Origin of the sequence: Bacillus sp. KH172YL63 (assembly GCF_011398925.1) — a bacterium.
In the GTDB taxonomy this organism is placed as follows: Bacteria; Bacillota; Bacilli; order Bacillales; family Bacillaceae_B; genus Rossellomorea.
Genome location: NZ_AP022842.1, coordinates 1,369,531 through 1,389,315, shown reverse-complemented (window position 1 = coordinate 1,389,315; position 19,785 = coordinate 1,369,531). Strand labels below are relative to the sequence as shown.

At 42.7% G+C, this 19,785-nt stretch carries 18 protein-coding genes; 5 read left to right on the top strand and 13 right to left on the bottom strand.

Going from position 1 to position 19,785, the window contains the following annotated elements:
- Nucleotides 1-8: 8 nt before the first annotated feature.
- Complete coding sequence (locus tag KH172YL63_RS06915) at nucleotides 9-965, bottom strand: NAD(P)H-dependent flavin oxidoreductase (protein WP_173105415.1); 957 nt, start codon at nucleotides 963-965, stop codon at nucleotides 9-11.
- 676 nt (nucleotides 966-1,641) lie between these two features.
- Here KH172YL63_RS06915 and KH172YL63_RS06910 point away from each other — a divergent pair.
- Entirely contained in the window at nucleotides 1,642-3,111 is a 1,470-nt protein-coding gene (locus KH172YL63_RS06910; protein ID WP_173108080.1) for an aminotransferase class I/II-fold pyridoxal phosphate-dependent enzyme, read from the top strand.
- A gap of 96 nt (nucleotides 3,112-3,207) precedes the next feature.
- On the opposite strand, the gene KH172YL63_RS06905 is transcribed toward KH172YL63_RS06910, so the two are convergent.
- The 3 genes from KH172YL63_RS06905 to KH172YL63_RS06895 form a co-directional block, all read right to left on the bottom strand.
- A complete protein-coding gene (locus KH172YL63_RS06905; RefSeq protein WP_173105414.1) occupies nucleotides 3,208-3,327 on the bottom strand; it encodes a GapA-binding peptide SR1P in 120 nt (39 codons plus the stop codon).
- A gap of 237 nt (nucleotides 3,328-3,564) precedes the next feature.
- Nucleotides 3,565-4,401: a polysaccharide deacetylase family protein gene (locus KH172YL63_RS06900; RefSeq protein ID WP_173105413.1), complete on the bottom strand. Its 837-nt coding sequence runs from the start codon at nucleotides 4,399-4,401 to the stop codon at nucleotides 3,565-3,567.
- A 65-nt stretch (nucleotides 4,402-4,466) separates the two neighbouring features.
- Entirely contained in the window at nucleotides 4,467-4,715 is a 249-nt protein-coding gene (locus KH172YL63_RS06895; RefSeq protein WP_173105412.1) for a hypothetical protein, read from the bottom strand.
- 278 nt (nucleotides 4,716-4,993) lie between these two features.
- Between KH172YL63_RS06895 and KH172YL63_RS06890 the strand changes: the two genes are divergently transcribed.
- Nucleotides 4,994-5,386 (top strand): hypothetical protein, encoded by a 393-nt coding sequence (locus KH172YL63_RS06890; RefSeq protein WP_173105411.1) that lies wholly within the window; start codon nucleotides 4,994-4,996, stop codon nucleotides 5,384-5,386.
- A gap of 400 nt (nucleotides 5,387-5,786) precedes the next feature.
- Here KH172YL63_RS06890 and lpdA read toward each other — a convergent pair whose 3' ends face one another.
- From lpdA to KH172YL63_RS06865, 5 genes are all read right to left on the bottom strand, one after another.
- Complete coding sequence (gene lpdA / locus KH172YL63_RS06885) at nucleotides 5,787-7,196, bottom strand: dihydrolipoyl dehydrogenase (RefSeq protein WP_173105410.1); 1,410 nt, start codon at nucleotides 7,194-7,196, stop codon at nucleotides 5,787-5,789.
- A gap of 4 nt (nucleotides 7,197-7,200) precedes the next feature.
- Nucleotides 7,201-8,544, bottom strand: a complete 1,344-nt coding sequence (locus KH172YL63_RS06880; RefSeq protein ID WP_173105409.1) for a dihydrolipoamide acetyltransferase family protein — start codon at nucleotides 8,542-8,544, stop codon at nucleotides 7,201-7,203.
- A 151-nt stretch (nucleotides 8,545-8,695) separates the two neighbouring features.
- Complete coding sequence (locus tag KH172YL63_RS06875; RefSeq protein ID WP_173105408.1) at nucleotides 8,696-9,673, bottom strand: alpha-ketoacid dehydrogenase subunit beta; 978 nt, start codon at nucleotides 9,671-9,673, stop codon at nucleotides 8,696-8,698.
- Between the two features lie 3 nt (nucleotides 9,674-9,676).
- Nucleotides 9,677-10,792 (bottom strand): pyruvate dehydrogenase (acetyl-transferring) E1 component subunit alpha, encoded by a 1,116-nt coding sequence (gene pdhA / locus KH172YL63_RS06870; protein ID WP_173105407.1) that lies wholly within the window; start codon nucleotides 10,790-10,792, stop codon nucleotides 9,677-9,679.
- Between the two features lie 568 nt (nucleotides 10,793-11,360).
- Nucleotides 11,361-12,020, bottom strand: a complete 660-nt coding sequence (locus KH172YL63_RS06865; RefSeq protein ID WP_173105406.1) for a YkyA family protein — start codon at nucleotides 12,018-12,020, stop codon at nucleotides 11,361-11,363.
- Between the two features lie 314 nt (nucleotides 12,021-12,334).
- Between KH172YL63_RS06865 and def the strand changes: the two genes are divergently transcribed.
- Nucleotides 12,335-12,889 carry a peptide deformylase gene (gene def / locus KH172YL63_RS06860; protein ID WP_173105405.1) on the top strand — a complete coding sequence of 185 codons (555 nt, stop codon included), beginning with the start codon at nucleotides 12,335-12,337 and terminating at the stop codon, nucleotides 12,887-12,889.
- Between the two features lie 74 nt (nucleotides 12,890-12,963).
- Here the strand turns inward: def and KH172YL63_RS06855 are convergent, their stop codons facing one another.
- Complete coding sequence (locus KH172YL63_RS06855) at nucleotides 12,964-13,734, bottom strand: Cof-type HAD-IIB family hydrolase (RefSeq protein WP_173105404.1); 771 nt, start codon at nucleotides 13,732-13,734, stop codon at nucleotides 12,964-12,966.
- An 858-nt stretch (nucleotides 13,735-14,592) separates the two neighbouring features.
- On the opposite strand from KH172YL63_RS06855, the gene KH172YL63_RS06850 reads away from it, so the two are divergent.
- Both KH172YL63_RS06850 and rnjA read left to right on the top strand, forming a co-directional pair.
- Nucleotides 14,593-14,799, top strand: coding sequence for a DNA-dependent RNA polymerase subunit epsilon (locus KH172YL63_RS06850; RefSeq protein WP_173105403.1), 207 nt, complete (start codon nucleotides 14,593-14,595; stop codon nucleotides 14,797-14,799).
- A gap of 3 nt (nucleotides 14,800-14,802) precedes the next feature.
- Nucleotides 14,803-16,470: a ribonuclease J1 gene (gene rnjA, locus KH172YL63_RS06845; protein ID WP_173105402.1), complete on the top strand. Its 1,668-nt coding sequence runs from the start codon at nucleotides 14,803-14,805 to the stop codon at nucleotides 16,468-16,470.
- Nucleotides 16,471-16,515: 45 nt separating this feature from the next.
- Here rnjA and KH172YL63_RS06840 read toward each other — a convergent pair whose 3' ends face one another.
- The 3 genes from KH172YL63_RS06840 to KH172YL63_RS06830 form a co-directional block, all read right to left on the bottom strand.
- Entirely contained in the window at nucleotides 16,516-17,172 is a 657-nt protein-coding gene (locus KH172YL63_RS06840; RefSeq protein ID WP_173105401.1) for a potassium channel family protein, read from the bottom strand.
- Between the two features lie 97 nt (nucleotides 17,173-17,269).
- A complete protein-coding gene (locus tag KH172YL63_RS06835) occupies nucleotides 17,270-18,283 on the bottom strand; it encodes a cytochrome d ubiquinol oxidase subunit II (RefSeq protein WP_173105400.1) in 1,014 nt (337 codons plus the stop codon).
- Between the two features lie 56 nt (nucleotides 18,284-18,339).
- Complete coding sequence (locus tag KH172YL63_RS06830) at nucleotides 18,340-19,686, bottom strand: cytochrome ubiquinol oxidase subunit I (RefSeq protein WP_173105399.1); 1,347 nt, start codon at nucleotides 19,684-19,686, stop codon at nucleotides 18,340-18,342.
- Between the last annotated feature and the right edge of the window lie 99 nt (nucleotides 19,687-19,785).

Genomic DNA, 19,785 nt, shown 5'->3' with positions numbered 1-19,785 from the left:
TGAGGTTTTCAGTTCCATTGCCGGCGGATGCCTTCTCCCTGGGAGATCATCCGCTGAACGAGATCTTTAACGGATGGGACGTCATGGATCAATCCCATCACCTGCCCTGCCCACGCAAAGCCTCCATCTATTTCTCCATCGTATATATACCGCTTATTTGCTTCACCGCTTATGTATTCTTTTAATCCTTCATAGCCAGCGTTCAAAGTTTCCGCTTCAAGGATCTGTTTGGTCCAGGAATTTGCCAGGGCCCTTGCAGGTGCGCCTAAAGATCGTTTGATGACTACTGTACCACTCTCTTCCCCTTCAATCAAGGCACGCTTATATACGTCGGAGGCATGGACGCATTCCTTGGTTGCGATAAACCTCGTGCCCATCTCAACCCCTTCAGCTCCGAAGCTGAGCGCAGCCATCAACCCCCGTCCATCCCCGACACCGCCGGATGCGATAACTGGGATGTTAACGGCGTCCACCACTTGCGGGATCAAGACAAATGTACCGATATCATCCTTACCGAGATGCCCTCCACCTTCCTGTCCCACTACCATAACGGCATCGGCACCGAGCTCTTCTGCTTTTACGGCTTGCCTTTTCGAGGCGACGAGTACAAGTTTAGCGATATCTTTTCCTTCAAGCTGGTTAAAAAAAGGTGTCGGATTTCCTCCCGTAACGGATACCACCGGTACATGTTCATCAATGGCGACTTCGAGAAAGTCACTGAACGGACGACCATGCTGTCCGATTGCGAAATTGACGCCGAATGGCTGATCGGTCATAGATCTCACCTTTTTAATTTCATCACGCAATTGCCCCGGGTTGTCCAGTGACATCGCAGTGATCTGTCCAAGGCCCCCAGCATTCGATACAGCTGCAGCCAGTTCTGCATATGCCAAGTGGGCAAGCCCTCCCTGTATGATCGGATATTGTATGTTCAATAACTCTGTTACACGCGTATTCCAATTCAATTGAATCCCTCCATTCATTGTCTTATTCTTGATGGGGACGGTGAAATCCTTTTATTGTTTGGGGGATTGTGTGGAAGTATGTGCTTTTGCGGTATATTTTCTATATAGATACTGTGTAGATTCATCTGCTCTTTACACTAGGATCTTTTCGCATAGATTGGTGCTATTATTTGACGTTAATGTGAGCATCTTCGGTAATTTGAGACTGTAGATGCCATAGCAATGAATCAAGGGCATTGTATTTGAATGACGATGATCACCACTATTCAAAAGGTGAATAAGCAGTTTATCCAAGGATTTATGGTTTTTATCTTCGATGGTTGATTGGAGCGGAAGATGCTCGACTCCTGCGGGAAACGCTGGAAAGGTGAGACCCGCAGGCGAAGCCGAGGAGGCTCACCTCCAACCCTGGAAAGCGAGCATCTGGAGCGAAATCAACACTGTCTAAAAGCCACAATGTTAACGAAAACAACCTTCCACAATCATAATTGGGCTGAAAACATACACCATCTGGGCTCATGACACTATGCACCGTTTTTGTTTAGTGCTATAATTCATATGTTTGTAAAAAATAATGAATGAAAAGTTATGAATTTATGGGTGGAATCCTATATAATGAAATCTTTAGCACGTTGTTTGTATGATTTATAATGAATTCGAAGAGGTGTTGAATGAATTGTCACAGAATGAAACGCCGTTATTTACCGGCTTAATTGAACATAGTAAAAAGAATCCCGTCCAATTTCATATTCCAGGTCATAAGAAAGGTGCAGGGATGGATCCTGAATTCAGGGATTTCATCGGTGAAGATGCCCTCTCGATTGATTTGATCAACATTGGCCCCTTGGATGATTTGCATCAGCCGAAGGGCATGATTAAAAAAGCACAGGATCTTGCCGCTGAAGCATTCGGCGCAGATCATACATTTTTCTCTGTTCAGGGTACTAGTGGTGCGATCATGACAATGGTCATGAGTGTTTGCGGACCAGGAGATAAGATCATCGTGCCTCGAAATGTGCATAAGTCCGTTATGTCGGCGATTGTATTTTCAGGAGCCACTCCGATCTTCATCCATCCTGACATTGATGAAGACCTTGGGATTTCTCATGGTATCACCACCGATGCGGTTGCAAAGGCATTGGAACAAAATCCCGATGCAAAAGGGGTACTCGTCATTAATCCGACATATTTCGGTATTTCAGCAGACCTTAAGAAGATTGTTGAAATCTCTCACTCCTATGATGTACCCGTTCTTGTGGATGAAGCCCACGGGGTGCATATCCACTTCCATGATGAACTGCCACTGTCCGCCATGCAGGCAGGCGCTGATTTAGCAGCGACAAGCGTTCACAAGCTTGGGGGATCAATGACTCAAAGTTCAGTCCTTAACATGAAAGAAGGCCTTGTTTCACCCAAACGTGTACAGACCATTTTGAGTATGCTGACGACCACTTCCACTTCTTATTTGCTGCTCGCTTCACTTGATGTTGCAAGGAAGCGCCTGGCTACTGAAGGACGTGCGCTCATCTCCAGGACAATCGAGCTTTCACAGCAAATCAGGAAAGACATTAACAACATCGACGGCTTATACTGTGTTGGAGAAGAGATACTCGGAACGAAAGCAACCTATGCCTACGATCCAACCAAGCTCATCGTATCGGTGAAGGACCTTGGGATCAGCGGTTTCGACGCAGAGAAGTGGCTAAGGGAAGCCCACAATATCGAAGTTGAAATGTCCGATTTATATAACATCCTTTGCATCATCACGCCAGGAGACACTGAAATCGAAGGGAATCAATTGATCGCTGCTTTAAAAGAGCTGGCGACCAGCCTGAAGAAACAAGGAGACATCACGCCTGTCAAAGTGATGCTGCCCGACATCCCGGTTCTCTCGATTACACCAAGAGATGCCTTTTACGCACACACTGAAGTCATCCCGATCGATGATTCTGTCGGCAGGACGATTGCAGAATTCATCATGGTATATCCTCCGGGTATCCCGATTTTCATCCCCGGTGAGATCATCACCCAGGAAAATATTCATTATATCAAGACCAACATCGAGGCAGGTCTTCCTGTACAAGGTCCAGAAGATTATGACCTCCGCCATTTAAGGGTCATTAAAGAGCACCGGGCCATCAGGTAAAAAAATAAAGGATGAAGAAGGCATCAACCTTCTTCATCCTTTTTTATATATCATATACCCCTTTTTATCTATTTCCCCTGCTCCCTGAACGAAGCATCAATCATCTAATTCTTTATCGTCGCCGCAATCACAGCAGTTAGAAAATAAAACAGAAACCTTCTCATCTTCATAATGATCGATCGTACCTAAGCATGATTGACATACAATTGTTCCCATCTTTTTTCCTCTCCTTCACGATGTTTTTGTAAACGCTTTATTTCTTATGTCCTTATAATAATATAACACATTTAAAATATCAAGCCCAAATTGTATAACATATTTAAGTTTTATTTCTTTCAATCAATCATACTATTAAAGGATGACTCATATGCACATATGTTCATTAAGATGACAAAAAAAGCTGCACGAATGAACATTCTCTCATTCGTACAGCTTTTTCTCTTCTCCCACTCTTCATTCAATGGTTTGGATTTTAATCGGGTCCAACATTTCGTATCCTTTGTTTCTAAGTCCTTTCACAATATCAGTGAGTGCTTCAGTAGTCCATGAACGGTCATGCATAAGAAGATTCGCCCCATTTGTCAGGAATGGGCTGTTCACCATAATATCCCCGATCGCTTCTTTATTTTGATATTGCTTTTCCCAGTCATACCCATAGGTCCAATTCATAAGCGACATCTTTTCATCCACTGCCACCTGACGGCTATAATCGGTGTTCTGTCCGTATGGTGCCCTGAAAAAAGTCGGCCGTTCTCCTATAATCGATTCAACAAGATCATTCAGGGATAAAATTTCTTCTTTTTGTTCCTGTTCCGAAAGATCTTTTAAACTACTATGACTATATGTGTGATTCCCGATCGTAAACCCCATATCATGTATTTGCTTTAATATTTGTTTTTCCTCATCAGTGTCCAGAAAATGCCCGTTCACAAAGAATACGGCGGGTGCATCCAATGCCTTAAGATCTTGGGCCATCTGCAATGCATGTTCATCTGGAGCATCATCAATCGTCAACAGCACGACTTTCGGATTGGCATCCCCTATCGGTTCAATACTCCATGTTTTCTCATTTATGCTATAGGTTTTCTCTATCATTGTTTGTTCTTCAGGTTCCTTCTTCTCATCCGTTTCTTCATCCTCAGCAGGTTTACTATTTTCTGCTTGTTTTTCATCACTCTTCAGCACATCAGCGTGACTGGATTTCTTTTTTTCTTCATTGACATTGGTTGCGTCACTTGTACATGCCGTCAATAACAGGAGGGCTAAACTCGGCGCCAGAATTCTCTTCATGTCTCTCACCTTTCCGTTTTCACTTTGAATATTTTAACATATTCTAAGCGAAAACTGGGAAAGAACTAAAATATTTCCATCATATTTTCAAATACAATCTTAAAGGCCAGGAAGCAGGTTAAACTGAAAGACGTGACAAACAGCGTCAGCTTCCTTGATTGAACAATTCTTTTTGCTGCAATGAAGGCCAAGTAAAAGAAGAGGACGAACATCATCCATTTATACTCAAGATGATCTTTATCCGAAATCCATTCAGCTATATAAAAAACACTCCACAAAATCATTTGAACCAAAAAAGCAATATAAAATTTCATGCTCAGTTCATCCTTTAAACGATTTATTTAAAGATGGATTTCAGAATGAATGGTAGATAGTATATTTACCCATCTCTTCACGGATTAATCATTGTATTATCATAGTATATTCTTTTCCCATTACTTTCATTATGAATGTCTTTTCAGTTTTGTAACATTTTAATGACTTGGCCCTTTTACATTTTTCCCTGTGATAGAATGTGACTTAAGAGCAATTTAAAAGGCATTCATTTACAAATATCCCGTTCATAGCATCGTTTAAGAAAAGAGGATGATGTATGAAGCAAATATTCACTTTTATATTACTTACTTCCACGATGTTGCTTTTGACTTCATGTGATTATATTTCTTCCAGCAAAGTTGTTCTGGCTAAGGATCAATTCATCGATAAGCAGGTGATCTACTTTACAGACGATCAAAATGTTTCCAACGAAATACCCTATTACGATGCGATCATTGAACTTAAGAAACAGTACCCTGATCACTTTAAAAAGCTGAAGGTGGTTAGTTTAAACACAGAAGAAACGAATCAAATAACCGAATCTCCTCCTGCTTCTCCGGCAATTGTTGTCGTAGAAAACAACCAGGTCATATGTAAAGTAGAAGGAAATTTGTCTAAAGAAAATATAATCCATCCCGTCTCAACCGCGATTAAAAGCTGGGACGAATAAAATGGTGTGCACGATAAACGGATGAAATAGTCTGGGCAGATATTGAAAAATCCGAATGTATTCGACAATCTACGTTGATGATCGAATGCGTTCGGATTTTTTTGTATTCATAGAAGATATCAGGATACAATCCTGTCGGGGAACTGACTGGAATACCCCTTGCAGAATGTGCTGCATGAAAATCATGTTCGGAGCAGCGCGTGTGATTCAAAGAGACCTGCAGGGATGGTAAAAGCCTGGCATGAAACGTTATTCTTAGATTTTTTCCCACGATTGAAAAGGCTGAAATCCATGTCGAAAGCAGACATTCCTTCTACTGTCATCCCGCTTCTAGACTACTGGTATATAAAATTAATCAACAAAAAAAGAATGACCCTGGGGCCATTCTTTTTTTTGTAAATTATTTAATGATATGAATTGGGCTTCCCATTGCAACTTCTGCTGCTTCCATGGAAATCTCACCTAATGTAGGGTGAGCATGGATTGTCATTGCTACATCTTCTGCTGTCATACCAGATTCGATAGCAAGTCCTAATTCAGCAATCATATCAGATGCTCCAGATCCAACGATTTGCGCGCCAATAATCAAGCCATCTTCTTTACGTGTAATCAGCTTCATGAATCCATCACTGGAATTAAGAGCTAAAGCACGTCCGTTTGCTGCAAACGGGAATTTGGCAGCGACGATTTCAAGTCCTTCTTCCTTAGCCTGAGCTTCAGTATAACCTACTGTCGCTAATTCAGGATCCGTGAAGCAGACTGCCGGAATACCAAGGTAATCGATTTCTGCAGGCTCACCAGCGATGGCCTCAGCAGCGATTTTCCCTTCGTAAGATGCTTTATGAGCAAGTGGCGGTCCATCTACGATATCCCCGATCGCATAGATGTTAGGGATATTCGTGCGGCACTGCTTATCGATTTTCACGACACCGCGATCCGTCATCTCAACACCGACTTCTTCAAGACCGATTTCATCCGTGTTAGGACGGCGGCCTACTGTAACTAGAACGTAATCAGCTTCAACAGATTTCTCTTCACCGTTTACTTCATACTTTACAACAACACCGCTGTCGCTTTCGTCAACGCCTTTAGCCATTGCTTTTGTCACAACGTCTACGCTTTTTTTCTTAAGTTCTTTTTTCACGACTGCTGTCATTTGCTTTTCGAATCCGCTAAGGATATCGTCGGCGCCTTCAAGGATCGTGACTTGAGAGCCAAGATTAGCATATGCAGTACCAAGCTCAGTACCGATGTAGCCTCCACCGATAACCACAAGTTTGCCTGGGATCTCTTCTAATGCAAGTGCACCAGTTGAATCAAGAACCCGCTTTGAGAACTTGAAGCTTGGGATTTCAATCGGACGTGAACCAGTTGCAAGAATTAAGTTCTTGAACTTGTAAGTTTGAGCAGAGTTTTCATCCATCACTCGAAGTGTATTCTCATCTACAAGGTAAGCTTCACCACGAACGATTTCAGCTTTGTTTCCTTTAAGAAGTCCTTCTACACCACCGGTTAATTTCTTAACAACGCCAGCTTTCCACTCTTGAACTTTATCGAAGTTCACTTTCACGTTTTCAGCTACGATCCCCATGTCATCAGAATGTTGTGCCTGATGGAAACGGTGACCAGCAGTGATAAGTGCTTTAGATGGGATACAACCAACGTTCAGGCATACTCCACCCATGTTTTCTTTTTCAATGATTGTAACTTTTTGCCCTAGTTGTGCTGCACGGATTGCAGCCACATATCCTCCGGGACCTGAGCCGACTACGATTGTATCTGTTTCGATTGGGAAATCTCCTACTACCATTGTATTACGCCTCCATTAATAATAATTCTGGATCGTTCAACAAACGCTTGATATGGTTAAGTGCATGTTGAGCAGTAGCTCCGTCAATCATACGGTGATCGAAGCTCAATGATAATGCTAACACAGGTGCCGCTACAATTTCACCATTTTTAACCACAGGTTTTTCAGCAATGCGTCCAACTCCAAGAATCGCAACCTCTGGGTGATTGATGACTGGCGTGAACCATTGGCCGCCTGCAGATCCGATATTTGTGATCGTGCATGATGCACCTTTCATTTCATCACCAGAAAGTTTACCGTCACGTGCTTTTCCTGCAAGTTCATTGATCTCATTAGAGATAGAGAACATAGACTTACGGTCTGCATTTTTCACAACTGGTACAAGAAGACCTTTTTCAGTATCGGCAGCGATACCAATGTTGTAGTAATGCTTGTGCACGATTTCGCTCGTTGCATCATCAATTGATGTGTTAAGAGCTGGATATTCACGAAGTGCACTGGTCAATGCTTTCACGATGTAAGGTAAGAATGTTAATTTAACACCTTTTTCAGCTGCAACTTCTTTGAACTTCTTACGGTGAGCCCAAAGTTTCGTTACGTCGATTTCATCCATCAATGTCACGTGAGGAGCTGTTTGCTTAGAGTTAACCATTGCTTTTGCAATCGCTTTGCGCATTCCGCTCATTTTCTCACGCGTTTCAGGGAATTCACCTTCAGGCGCTTTCGGTGCAGCCGCTTTCGTCTCAGCAGCAGGTGCTTTTTCTTCTGTTTTTACTTCTTCTTTCGCTGCAGCAGGCTTCGCATCTCCGCTCAAGAATGCATCGATGTCTTCTTTTACTACGCGTCCGTTTTTACCGGAACCTGATACCTGACGGATTTCAACGCCATTTTCTCTCGCGTATTTACGAACAGAAGGCATCGCGATCACACGTTTGGAAGAATCAACTTCAGTTTCTGCGCTTTTCGCTTCCGGAGTCGCTTCTTTCTTCACATCTTGACCTTGTTCAGCTGTTGCTTGAACTTGTCCTTCAGTTTTTTCTTCAGCTTTTGCTTCAGCTTTTTCTTCTTTCTTTTCTTCGTCTCCGCCTTTGAACTGAAGATCTTCGTAACCAGGTGCGTCGAATCTGATTAGGGTATCGCCAACAACTGCAACAGTACCTTCATCAACAAGAATTTCTTCAACCGTTCCCGCTACCGGAGATGGGATTTCAACAACAGCTTTATCATTTTGCACTTCACATAGTACATCGTCTTCTTCCACTTTGTCGCCAGCTTTCACAAACCACTTGACGATTTCACCTTCATGAATACCTTCACCAATATCTGGTAATTTGAATTCGAATGACATGGACTCGACCTCCTGTATTGAATAATGATTAGAAATAGATGAATGTTTGTATATCTATATATTACTTATATCTATAATTGGAAAAGAGAAGGGTGAAATGCCCTTCTGTTTCTCTTTTTATAAATGAAAGGGGCATACCGCCCCTCCCCCATTAGAAATTAAGTACTTTTTTAGCCGTTTCAATAACGTCTTTGTGGTTCGGTAACCAGATTGGCTCTGCTTGAGAGAAAGAGAACACAGTGTCTGGAGCCGCTACACGAAGTACTGGTGCTTCAAGGCTAAGGATCGCACGGTCATTGATTTCAGCAACGACAGTTGCAGCGATACCAGCTTGTTTTTGAGCCTCTTGAACGACGATCGCACGGTTCGTTTTCTCAACAGAAGCCATGATTGTATCGATGTCAAGCGGGCTAACCGTACGTAAATCAATTACTTCTACTGAGTGACCTTCTTTTTCAAGCTCTTCAGCAGCTTTTAATGATTCGTGTACCATTGCACCGTAAGTGATGATAGAAAGGTCTGTACCTTCACGTTTTACATCAGCTTTACCGATTTCGATTGTATACTCCTCTTCAGGAACCTCTTGACGGAATGAACGGTATAATTTCATGTGCTCCAGGAAAATGACAGGGTCATTATCACGGATGGATGAAATTAATAGTCCTTTTGCGTCATAAGGAGTTGATGGGATGACAACTTTAAGACCAGGTTGCTGTGCCATCAAACCTTCAAGGCTGTCCGCATGTAGTTCAGGAGTATGTACTCCACCACCGAATGGGGAACGAATTGTGACAGGTGAAGTATACGTGCCGCCTGAACGGTAACGCATACGCGCCATTTGACCAGAGATTGAATCCATTACTTCATATACGAAACCGAAGAATTGGATTTCAGGTACTGGACGGTACCCTTCTAATGCTAAACCGAGTGCTAAACCACCGATTCCTGATTCTGCTAGTGGCGTATCGAATACACGGTCTTCACCGAATTCTTTTTGAAGTCCTTCCGTTGCACGGAATACACCACCGTTAAGACCTACGTCTTCACCAAAAACTAATACGTCTTCGTTGTTGCGTAGTTCTGTGCGCAGTGCATCAGTGATTGCTTGAATCATTGTCATTTGCGCCATGGCTTATTTCGACTCCTTTTCTGTGTAGATTTCTAATTGCTCTTTTAGGTTGTAAGGAAGTTCTTCAAACATATTGTTGATGAAGTCAGTCACCTTTTGTTTCGGAGCTGAATCTGCTTCCTTGATCGCTTTTTTGATATCTTCTTTCGCTTCTTCGATTACTTCGTTTTCTTTTTCTTCACTCCATAATCCTTTCGCTTCAAGGAACTTACGGAAACGTACCAATGGATCTTTCTTTTCCCATTCAGTATCCATTTCAGAAGTACGGTAGCGTGTCGGGTCATCCCCAGCCATTGTATGTGGACCATATCGGTAGCAAAGAGTCTCGATCAGAGATGGACCTTCACCGTTGACTGCGCGTTTACGTGCTTCCAATGTTGCAGAATATACTGCCAATGGATCCATACCGTCAACAAGGATTCCCGGGATACCTGCAGCAACTGCTTTTTGTGCAATTGTGCGGCCAGCCGTTTGCTTGTCACGTGGTGTTGAAATCGCAAATTGGTTGTTTTGAACAACAAAAATCGCTGGAGCAGCGTATGAACCTGCAAAGTTGATTCCTTCATAGAAATCACCTTGTGAAGATCCGCCGTCCCCTGTATAAGTGATGGCAACAGCTTTCTTACCGCGTTTCTTAAGTCCAAGTGCCACACCTGCAGTTTGGATGTATTGAGCACCGATGATGATTTGTGGTGATAATACATTCACACCTTCAGGAGCCTGGTTTCCTTGGAAGTGTCCGCGTGAGAATAAGAATGCTTTTGCAAGCGGAAGACCGTGCCAGATGATTTGTGGAACATCACGGTAACCTGGTAGGATCCAGTCTTCTTTCTCCAATGCGAAATGAGAAGCAATCTGAGATGCCTCCTGTCCAGCTGTTGGTGCATAGAAACCTAAACGTCCTTGACGGTTAAGTGAGATTGAGCGTTGATCAAGAATACGAGTGTAAACCATACGACGCATTAATTCCTGTAGATCCTCATCAGAGATCTCCGGCATAGCGTCTTCGTTTACAACTTCGCCCTCTTCGTTCAAGATTTGAAACATTTCAAACTTGTCTTCAATTTGTTCGAGCGTCTTTACTGCATCGAATTGTGCCTTCTTGGATTTAGAAGCCATCGAAGTCACCTATCCTTTCTTTATACATTTATTTTGGTTTTTTTACATACAAAGTTTAGATTGCCCAAATTCAGTATGTCCTACCACAATACTTGCAGACACACACTAATAGTAGTTTTCCACAAATACCAAGAAAGAAAACCCGAAATTATATTCGAGCTTATCTGTATTAGTCATATTTTCACATTAACTAATACAATTCATAAATACCTTTATTAGTTTACAATATTAAATTTCAGGAAGTCAACGGCAAAGTATTATAAATTCATGTTTCTTTACATAAATTTTGCAAGCTACATTTCTCTGTTGAAAAAACTGTACCACTACCACATATCAACCTGTTATATATAAACAAACAACCTACTTCCTCTGTTATAGAGTAAGGACGTCCATTGTCTTGTTGATCAATCTGTGATCCGGGAAGGGTGTTCACAAAACCACTTCCCTCTTTTTCTGTCTACTAAAACATTTGTTCAGGAAAGACACAAAAAGAACCCGCTCGTATGGGATACGAACGGGTTCTTTTTCAATTAAGGACACCGGGTCTCGATGCTTCTTTTTATGGTTTTTATTCTGATGTTTTCATATCAAGCTCAGCTTCTGAATAGAATGCCTGTTTTTGTTTATTGAATTCTTCTGTTTTCTTATTATATCCATCATTGTATTGTTTGATTTTTTCATACTGGTCGTTGATGGATTGTATTTGTTTTTCAAGTTCTTCCATGGTTAGATCTTTCTTTTTAAACATATGATAAAGTTCTTTATCCAGGGACAGGGCCTCAAGATAAGAAGATGTCAATTTTTCATGAAGCTGATAACGTTCTTCCATCGTCTTTTTCAGCTGTTTGGCTTCTTTTTTCAGTTCTTCTTTTTCTAATTCATCGACGAATTCGTCTGCTTTGGCAAACTCTTCCTTAGACTCTTTCATGGATGCACGCTCTTTATCGATATATTCTTTTCTCTCTTCGATGTTCTCAAGCGCTTCGTCGGAAAGCTTCTCTATCTGGTCAAACTCTTTCATTCCGAGATCCATGATTTTCGTATAAATCTCTTTTTCCTTTTCTTCTAACTCTTGAAGAGGCTTTTGCACTTTCACAAATTGATTCTCTTTTGATACTGTCTCTTCAAGAACGTTGTACAAATTCTCCTCGGGTGTCGAACCACCTACGCACCCCATCAGCACAAAAATAGCCGCTCCTAACATGAAAGCAAAACGAAATTTCGACACAACTAGATCCCCCTTAACTATTTACCATCTTCTACTATATCTATGTCTACATCTTTTGACAATAGGGATTTACAACTGTGGAAAAATATGTCGATTGAACCATTCTTCCCATATTCATCATTATGTCTGCTTGCTGATGAGTATTCCTGTTTATATCAATTCTCATTCATTAACTTTTTCCCTTGATAATGATAAACTATGATCATACATAATAGTTTATCATTACGTAAAAAGTAGAGAAGGAAAAACAGACCGTCTTTTTATGGCTCTGTGCTCTTTACTCTTGTTTCTATTGTACTCGAGGAGGAAATGAAATGATCACAATGAAAGACATCATACGAGAAGGCCATCCCACATTGACAATGGTCGCTTCAGAGGTCCCGATCCCGCCCACACCGGAAGATCAGGAAACGCTGAAACGTTTATTGGAATACGTCATTAACAGTCAAAATCCTGAAACAGCAAGTAAATACGGTCTCAGACCCGGAATCGGACTCGCTGCCCCGCAGATCAACATTTCCAAACGGATGCTGGCAGTCAATGTGACAGACAGCACTGGCAAGCTGTACAGTTATGCATTATTCAACCCGAAGATCATCAGTCATTCGGTCGAGAAAGCGTACTTAACTTCAGGTGAAGGCTGTCTATCAGTCGATAGAAGCGTCCCAGGGTTTGTCCCACGCTACGCCAGGGTGACAGTGCGCGGATGGGATATAGATGGAAATGAAGTGAAACTCCGATTAAAAGGTTTGCCGGCGATCGTTTTCCAGCACGAGATCGACCACTTGAATGGCATCATGTTCTATGATCATATTAACAAGGACAATCCATTCCAACCGATCCCTGATGCCACAGCCATCGAAAGATAGCTCCTTACAATTTAAACCCATAAAAAAATCCGAACGGCTATCCCCATTCAGGAGTAGCCGTTCGGATTTTACGTTTATATTAATCCAAGTTCTTTCAATCCGTGGTGAATGCCATCGTCATCCACATGCCTTGTGATCATATCTGCATGATTCTGCACTTCCTGGACAGCATTGCCCATCGCGACTCCGGTACCAACTGACTGAATCATCTCAATATCATTCAGCCCGTCCCCGAATGCATACACATCCTCCATGTCAAACCCAAGCTTTGCGATCATCTTCTTGATCCCCTCTGCCTTCGATCCTCCTCTTGGAAGGATATCCATTGAGTACTGGTGCCATCGGATGAATGTAAAATCATTGTATTTCTCACGATAGAAGTTCTCTTCTTCCTCCGTGCAGAATAGCAACGATTGGTAAATATCCCTTCCTTTATAGAAATCAGGCGCGTATCCTGGGTGAGGAAACTTCAGGCTGTTCATACTTTCCTCGATATATTGATGATGTTTCTCATTCGATTTCATCGTTTCATGATTCAAATGAACGACCGGATGCGCATTTGCATGGGTATCTTCCAATATTTCCTCCAGCGTCTCGAATTTCAGCGGATTGGTATAGATGACTTCGTTCTCGAAAACGACGTATTGACCATTGAATGATACAAACGATTCGATTCCGAGCTCTTCTCTTAAACTCTCATACATAAATGGCGCCCTTCCGGTTGCTATCGCCACATACGTACCGTTTGATTGAAGCGTTTGAATCGCTTCCTTGGTTGAATCAGGCAGCTGTTTATCATGGTCAAGCAGCGTGCCATCTATATCGAAGAAAACTATTTTAGACATAAACCTTCTCCTTTTCATACAGTTCGATTTCATTTCTCTTTTACACGTTGATTAAGGTAATCCTTTACGAAAAAAATGTCAATGATGAGACGTCTACAACGGGATTTACCAAACTTAACCATGTAAGAGATTCGAAAAATTCCGTACAATATAAGTAAGACAACAGAGACGTGCCCATTTTTGTTCCTTTACTTCATAGGAAAATCTCGGTAAACTATTGATAAGGAGTGATCCACCATGTTAAAAAAGCTGAGAAAAAAGCTTTTAAAACAGTGGAAAGAATTGCTTAAAAGAAAAACGATCGCGTAATTCCTTCGATCCTGAGGTGACACACGCCTAAACAATTACCACAGCCCGCTATTCACATACATTCATGCAATGAATAAGGGACTGATGCCGCCTGTAAGCTTTATGTCTCCAAGGGCCTTGGTCCCTCTTCTATCTTTGTCATGATTTCGTGAAGATTATTCAAAAACTTTATTTAAGTGAAAGAATCCTTTATACTTGGTATCATACATAAAGTAAGTGATTCCATCCTATTTAAATGAAAGGCTATCATTCAGGGTAAAAACCCTCTCTGTGTTAAGAAAATGATTCATCGGTCAATCGTTTTTTTAACACAGGGCGTAAATGGGCAACAGATGAACATGTGAATGTTCCGATCTCAAGAAGCGATCAGGGGGTAAGACTCCCTGATCCCGAGCTCCAGCGTCAAGCACCCGCCGACATGGAACATCCCTCTTTTTTTGCAGAGCTTGATCCTTGCGGGTCTTGGGCGCCGCTTATGTTATGTAGTTGATAACTTTTTTATCATAGAAGAAAGTTAGATTTTTTGAAAACGGATAAGGAGAGAGAAAAATGATTTTTAAAGTATTTTATCAAGAAAGTAAAGCCGAAGTGCCTGTTCGCGAATGCACTCAATCGCTTTACATGGAAGCAGATTCTGAACGTGACGTACGCCTTAAATTAAAAGACAAACCGTATAACATCGAATTCGTACAAAAGCTAGAGGGCGCTTTTTTAGAGTATGAACAAAACCACCATTCTTTCGGGTTGGAGCAGTAAACGATGAAATTTGTAAAGAATGACCAAACCGCGGTATTTGCCCTTGGCGGTTTAGGTGAAATCGGTAAAAACACATACGGCGTACAATTCCAAGATGAGATTATCCTGATCGATGCAGGAATCAAATTCCCGGAAGATGAATTACTCGGTATTGATTACGTTATCCCAGACTACACCTACCTGGTGAAAAATGCGGATAAAATCAAGGGTCTTTTCGTTACACACGGACACGAAGACCATATCGGAGGAATTCCTTATTTACTTCGCGAGTTGAATATCCCTATCTACGGCGGCAAGCTTGCCCTTGGTCTGATCAAGAACAAACTGGAAGAGCACGGTTTATTGCGCAATGCAAAACTGAATGTCATCCAGGAGGATGATGTGGTTAAATTCCGCAAAACATCTGTCACCTTCTTCAGAACAACTCACAGTATTCCAGATTCTTATGGAATCGTCGTGAAGACACCACCTGGTAATGTTGTGCATACAGGTGACTTTAAATTTGATTTCACGCCTGTTGGTGAACCTGCGAACTTAACCAAGATGGCTGAAATCGGTAAGGAAGGCGTTCTTTGCCTTCTATCTGACAGCACGAATGCAGAAGTGCCAAACTTCACAATGTCTGAACGAAAAGTTGGTGAAAGCATCAATGATATCTTCCGTAAAGTAGACGGACGTGTCATTTTCGCTACATTCGCTTCGAATATCCACCGTCTTCAGCAGGTTGTAGAAGCAGCTGTGTTCCACAACAGAAAGGTCGCTGTATTCGGAAGAAGTATGGAAGCTGCTATTACAATCGGTCAGGAACTGGGATATATCAATGCTCCGAAGGACACCTTCATCGAGCACAATCAAATCAATCGCCTACCAGCGAATGAAGTGGCAATCCTTTGTACCGGTTCACAAGGTGAGCCAATGGCTGCATTATCCCGGATCGCAAACGGTACACACCGTCAGATTCAAATCCAGCCTGGTGACACGGTTGTATTCTCATCTTCACCAATCCCTGGCAACACAATCAGCGTAAACCGTACGATCAACTTATTATATCGTGCAGGCGCTGAGGTCATCCATGGGCCTTTAAGTGATATCCATACATCAGGTCATGGTGGTCAGCAGGAAATGAAGTTAATGCTTCGCCTGATGAATCCTACATTCTTCATGCCGATCCACGGTGAATTCCGTATGCAGAAGATGCATGCTCAGCTTGGTGTCGATTGTGGCGTGCAGGAAGGAAACTGCTTCATCATGGACAATGGGGAAGTACTTGCATTAAGCAATGATTCTGCCCAGGTGGCAGGGAAGATCCCGTCCGGAAATGTGTATATCGATGGAAGCGGAATCGGGGATATCGGAAATATCGTCCTTCGTGACCGCCGCATCCTGTCTGAAGAAGGTTTGGTGATTGTCGTTGTGAGCATCGACATGAAGGACTTCAAAATCGCTTCCGGTCCAGACCTCATTTCAAGAGGATTCGTATACATGCGTGAATCAGGTGACTTGATTAATGAAGCTCAAACACTCATTTCCAAGCACTTGAACAAAGTTCTTGAAAGAAGAACGTCACAATGGTCGGAAATCAAAAATGAGATTACCGATACATTGGCGCCATTCTTATATGAGAAAACAAAACGTCGTCCGATGATTCTTCCAATCATCATGGAAGTTTGATAACAAAAAGAGGCTGACCCATTTGGGTCAGCCTCTTCTTCTGTATTATAATACCTTTTTCTCAAAACGGTTGATATCCGTATCAGCTCCGATCACGATCAGGATGTCTCCTTCACGGATCTGCTCATCTGCCTGTGGTGAAACAATAATATCCTTGTCCCTTTTAATGGCAACGATGTTGATCCCGAATTGTGCACGGATATCTAAATCGATCAGTGAATTCCCACTCAAATGATCGTTAGCCACGATCTCCACAATCGAGTGCTCATCAGAAAGCTCAAGATAATCCAATACGTTATTGGAGACTATATTATGGGCAATCCTTCTCCCCATATCCCGTTCCGGATGAACAACCTGGTTCGCACCGATTTTTCGGAGAACCTTTTCATGATAATCGTTCTGAGCTTTTACCGTAATCTTCTTCACACCGATTTCCTTCAACATCAGTGTCGTGAGAATACTCGCCTGGATATCATCCCCGATTGCGACAATCACATGATCAAAATTACGGATGCCGAGGCTTTTCAACACCGATTCATCCGTTGAATCAGCCACTACCGCATGGGATGCGATGGATGAAAACTCATTCACCTTGTCTTCATCCTGATCGATGGCCATCACTTCCATCCCTTGATCTGTCAGAGAACGGACGATGCTTCCCCCGAATCTTCCTAACCCTATGACTACAAATTCTTTTTTCACCATTTATCCCCCCGTACTATGTATACAATATATTTTAGCACAAAAAAAAGGAGAAAATGACATTTCTCCTTTTCAATCTGCGAAAATAGCTCCTCGCTCACTTTCTCCCTTTCACATAGTCCGCATCAAATAAAAACAGCCTCATCAATAGATACAGGGATGGGATCAACAGCAGGAGACCTGCGATGAACACGATTACGAGCGCTACACCCATCGTCGGGTTCGTCACGCTGCCCCCGATCGTAATGAACGGTTTTAGTATATAAGGAAGGTGGGAAGCGCCATAGCCAAAGAATGCAAAGAAGAATTGCAGCATGACCAGGATAAACGCCATCCCGAAACGTTTCCTCCGATAGATGAGAAGTGATGCCCCGAAAAAACATAGAAGCGATAAACCAAACATCCACCAAATGTCAAGGGCACTTGTGAAATGTTCAGGATTATGTTCCCTTAAAGAGACAAAAACGACTAAGCTCGCAAGAATCGTCGGAGGACTCCAGAACAATGAAAACCGTCTTAGAATTTCCCTTGAATCCAAATCTCCGGCCCGATTGGCATAATACGTCAAGAAGGTAGCACTGATGAATAGCACCGAGACGATCGACAAGGCCACAACGCTCCATGAATAAGGACTGGTAAACAGTTCCTTCGCAAGGAAGACCACTCTATCCCCTTGCTCCTCGAGGAATCCTCCCTCGGAGATTGTCAATGCGGTCGATAGTGACGCCGGGATCAATAACCCTGTCGCACCGTATAAAAACAAATAGACAATATTATCCTTGGAACCGTAATTACCGAAAGCATAAAAACTCCCCCTGATCGCAAGCAGGATGATCGCGATACTCCCCGGCAGCAATAATGCGGTCCCATAATAATAAGCAGTATCAGGAAAGAAACCTACCAAACCCACAAAGAAAAACACAAAAAACACATTGGTCACTTCCCAAACGGGTGACAGATATCGGCTGATCAACACATTCAGCGTATGCTCCTTTCCTTTCATTCTTCCATAAAAGGCGAAGAACCCCGCTCCGAAATCAATCGAAGCGACGATCAGATAGCCATATAGAAATATCCACAACACGGTAATGCCCAGAACCTCTAAGCTCATACCCATTCCTCCCTCTTTACAACCTGCATCTTCCATTCCCTCTGTTAGGGATACAATCAATCTGTTTTACTGTTTATGTCGGGAAAACGTTGTTCAAGCTCTGCCTCTGCAGGCTTGTTCTTGAACATTTTAATCAATACAACAACGCACAGAATACCAAGAAGGATATAAAGCCCGACAAATAATGCAAACGTCAAACCGACGCCATCGGCCTTTGTCGCTGCATCTGCCACTTTCATATATCCTCGCAGGATCCATGGCTGCCTGCCGACTTCTGCATAAATCCAACCGAACTCGATGGCAAGCATCGCCAGCGGACCGCTCGCGACGATCCCCCATAATAATGGTGTATTCCATTCATTTCGCTTTTTCCATTTCCAGAAGAGGATGAACGTCCCTGCAATGAATATACTGTAAAAACCGATGGAAACCATCAGATCAAACATGTAGTGGACCCATAGTGGCGGTCGTTCGTCTTCAGGAAATTCATTCAAACCGGTTACCTCTGTATCAAATGAACTTCCTGCCAGGAAACTCAGAAATCCAGGTAACCTGATTTCATGATGGACTTCATTGTTCTCATCAAGCGTTCCAAATACGATCAAATCAGCTCTCTCTTCGGTTTCAAAATGCCACTCGGCTGCTGCAAGCTTTTCAGGCTGATATTCAGCTAGGAACTTCGCTGACAGGTCACCTGCAAATGCGGTTGCAAGGGCAAAGATCAACGCAGAAACCATGGATAACCGCAATGCTTTCTTATGGTATTCCCCGCCTTTTTTACGAAGAATCGCAAATGCGGTGATGGCTGCCAAAACAAGTGCCGATGTCAGGTACGCTGTCGTTAATACGTGGAAGACTTTCGTCGGTGTGGCAGGGTTTAACATCGCTGCAATCGGGTCGATGTTAATCGCTTTTCCTGCCTCGAGCTCAAATCCTTGGGGCGTATTCATGAAAGCATTCACCATCGTGATGAACAGTGCCGAAGCTGAAGATCCGATCATCACGGGAATCGTCAGGAGCCAGTGAATCCACTTATTCTTAAACCTGTCCCACGTATACAGGTAAATGCCTAAAAAGATCGCTTCAAAGAAAAACGCAAAGGTTTCCATGAACAGCGGCAGGGCAATCACCTGTCCTGCTACCTGCATGAATGACGGCCATAACATGGAAAGCTGCAGTCCGATCGCCGTACCCGTCACGACACCCACGGCGACTGTAATCGTAAAGCCCCTCGCCCATCTTCTAGCGAGCAGCAAGTAATGGGCGTCGTTCCGCTTGATCCCCATGAACTCTGCTATTGAAATCATGATCGGCACCCCTACCCCGATCGTCGCAAATATAATATGAAAGGCAAGAGTCGTCGATGTGAGCATCCGACTCAAAATCACACTATCTAATTCCATTCTATATTCCCCCACTCATGGATACATTTTCATAAAGTCATTCTTACCTCTTGTTTATCACTTATTGACCATTATAAAACCTGCACTCTAGTTTGTGAA

Bases quoted from the DNA above. Each gene is read 5' to 3' on its own strand.
- KH172YL63_RS06835 (WP_173105400.1), bottom strand. From the start codon at position 18,283: ATGAGCTTAGAGGTTCTGGGCATTACCGTGTTGTGGATATTTCTATAT.
- KH172YL63_RS06875 (WP_173105408.1), bottom strand. From the start codon at position 9,673: ATGGCGCAAATGACAATGATTCAAGCAATCACTGATGCACTGCGCACA.
- KH172YL63_RS06900 (WP_173105413.1), bottom strand. From the start codon at position 4,401: ATGAAGAGAATTCTGGCGCCGAGTTTAGCCCTCCTGTTATTGACGGCA.
- pdhA (WP_173105407.1), bottom strand. From the start codon at position 10,792: ATGGCTTCTAAATCCAAGAAGGCACAATTCGATGCAGTAAAGACGCTC.
- KH172YL63_RS06850 (WP_173105403.1), top strand. From the start codon at position 14,593: ATGATTTTTAAAGTATTTTATCAAGAAAGTAAAGCCGAAGTGCCTGTT.
- KH172YL63_RS06880 (WP_173105409.1), bottom strand. From the start codon at position 8,544: ATGTCATTCGAATTCAAATTACCAGATATTGGTGAAGGTATTCATGAA.
- rnjA (WP_173105402.1), top strand. From the start codon at position 14,803: ATGAAATTTGTAAAGAATGACCAAACCGCGGTATTTGCCCTTGGCGGT.
- lpdA (WP_173105410.1), bottom strand. From the start codon at position 7,196: ATGGTAGTAGGAGATTTCCCAATCGAAACAGATACAATCGTAGTCGGC.
- KH172YL63_RS06830 (WP_173105399.1), bottom strand. From the start codon at position 19,686: ATGGAATTAGATAGTGTGATTTTGAGTCGGATGCTCACATCGACGACT.
- KH172YL63_RS06895 (WP_173105412.1), bottom strand. From the start codon at position 4,715: ATGAAATTTTATATTGCTTTTTTGGTTCAAATGATTTTGTGGAGTGTT.
- def (WP_173105405.1), top strand. From the start codon at position 12,335: ATGATCACAATGAAAGACATCATACGAGAAGGCCATCCCACATTGACA.
- KH172YL63_RS06855 (WP_173105404.1), bottom strand. From the start codon at position 13,734: ATGTCTAAAATAGTTTTCTTCGATATAGATGGCACGCTGCTTGACCAT.
- KH172YL63_RS06905 (WP_173105414.1), bottom strand. From the start codon at position 3,327: ATGGGAACAATTGTATGTCAATCATGCTTAGGTACGATCGATCATTAT.
- KH172YL63_RS06890 (WP_173105411.1), top strand. From the start codon at position 4,994: ATGAAGCAAATATTCACTTTTATATTACTTACTTCCACGATGTTGCTT.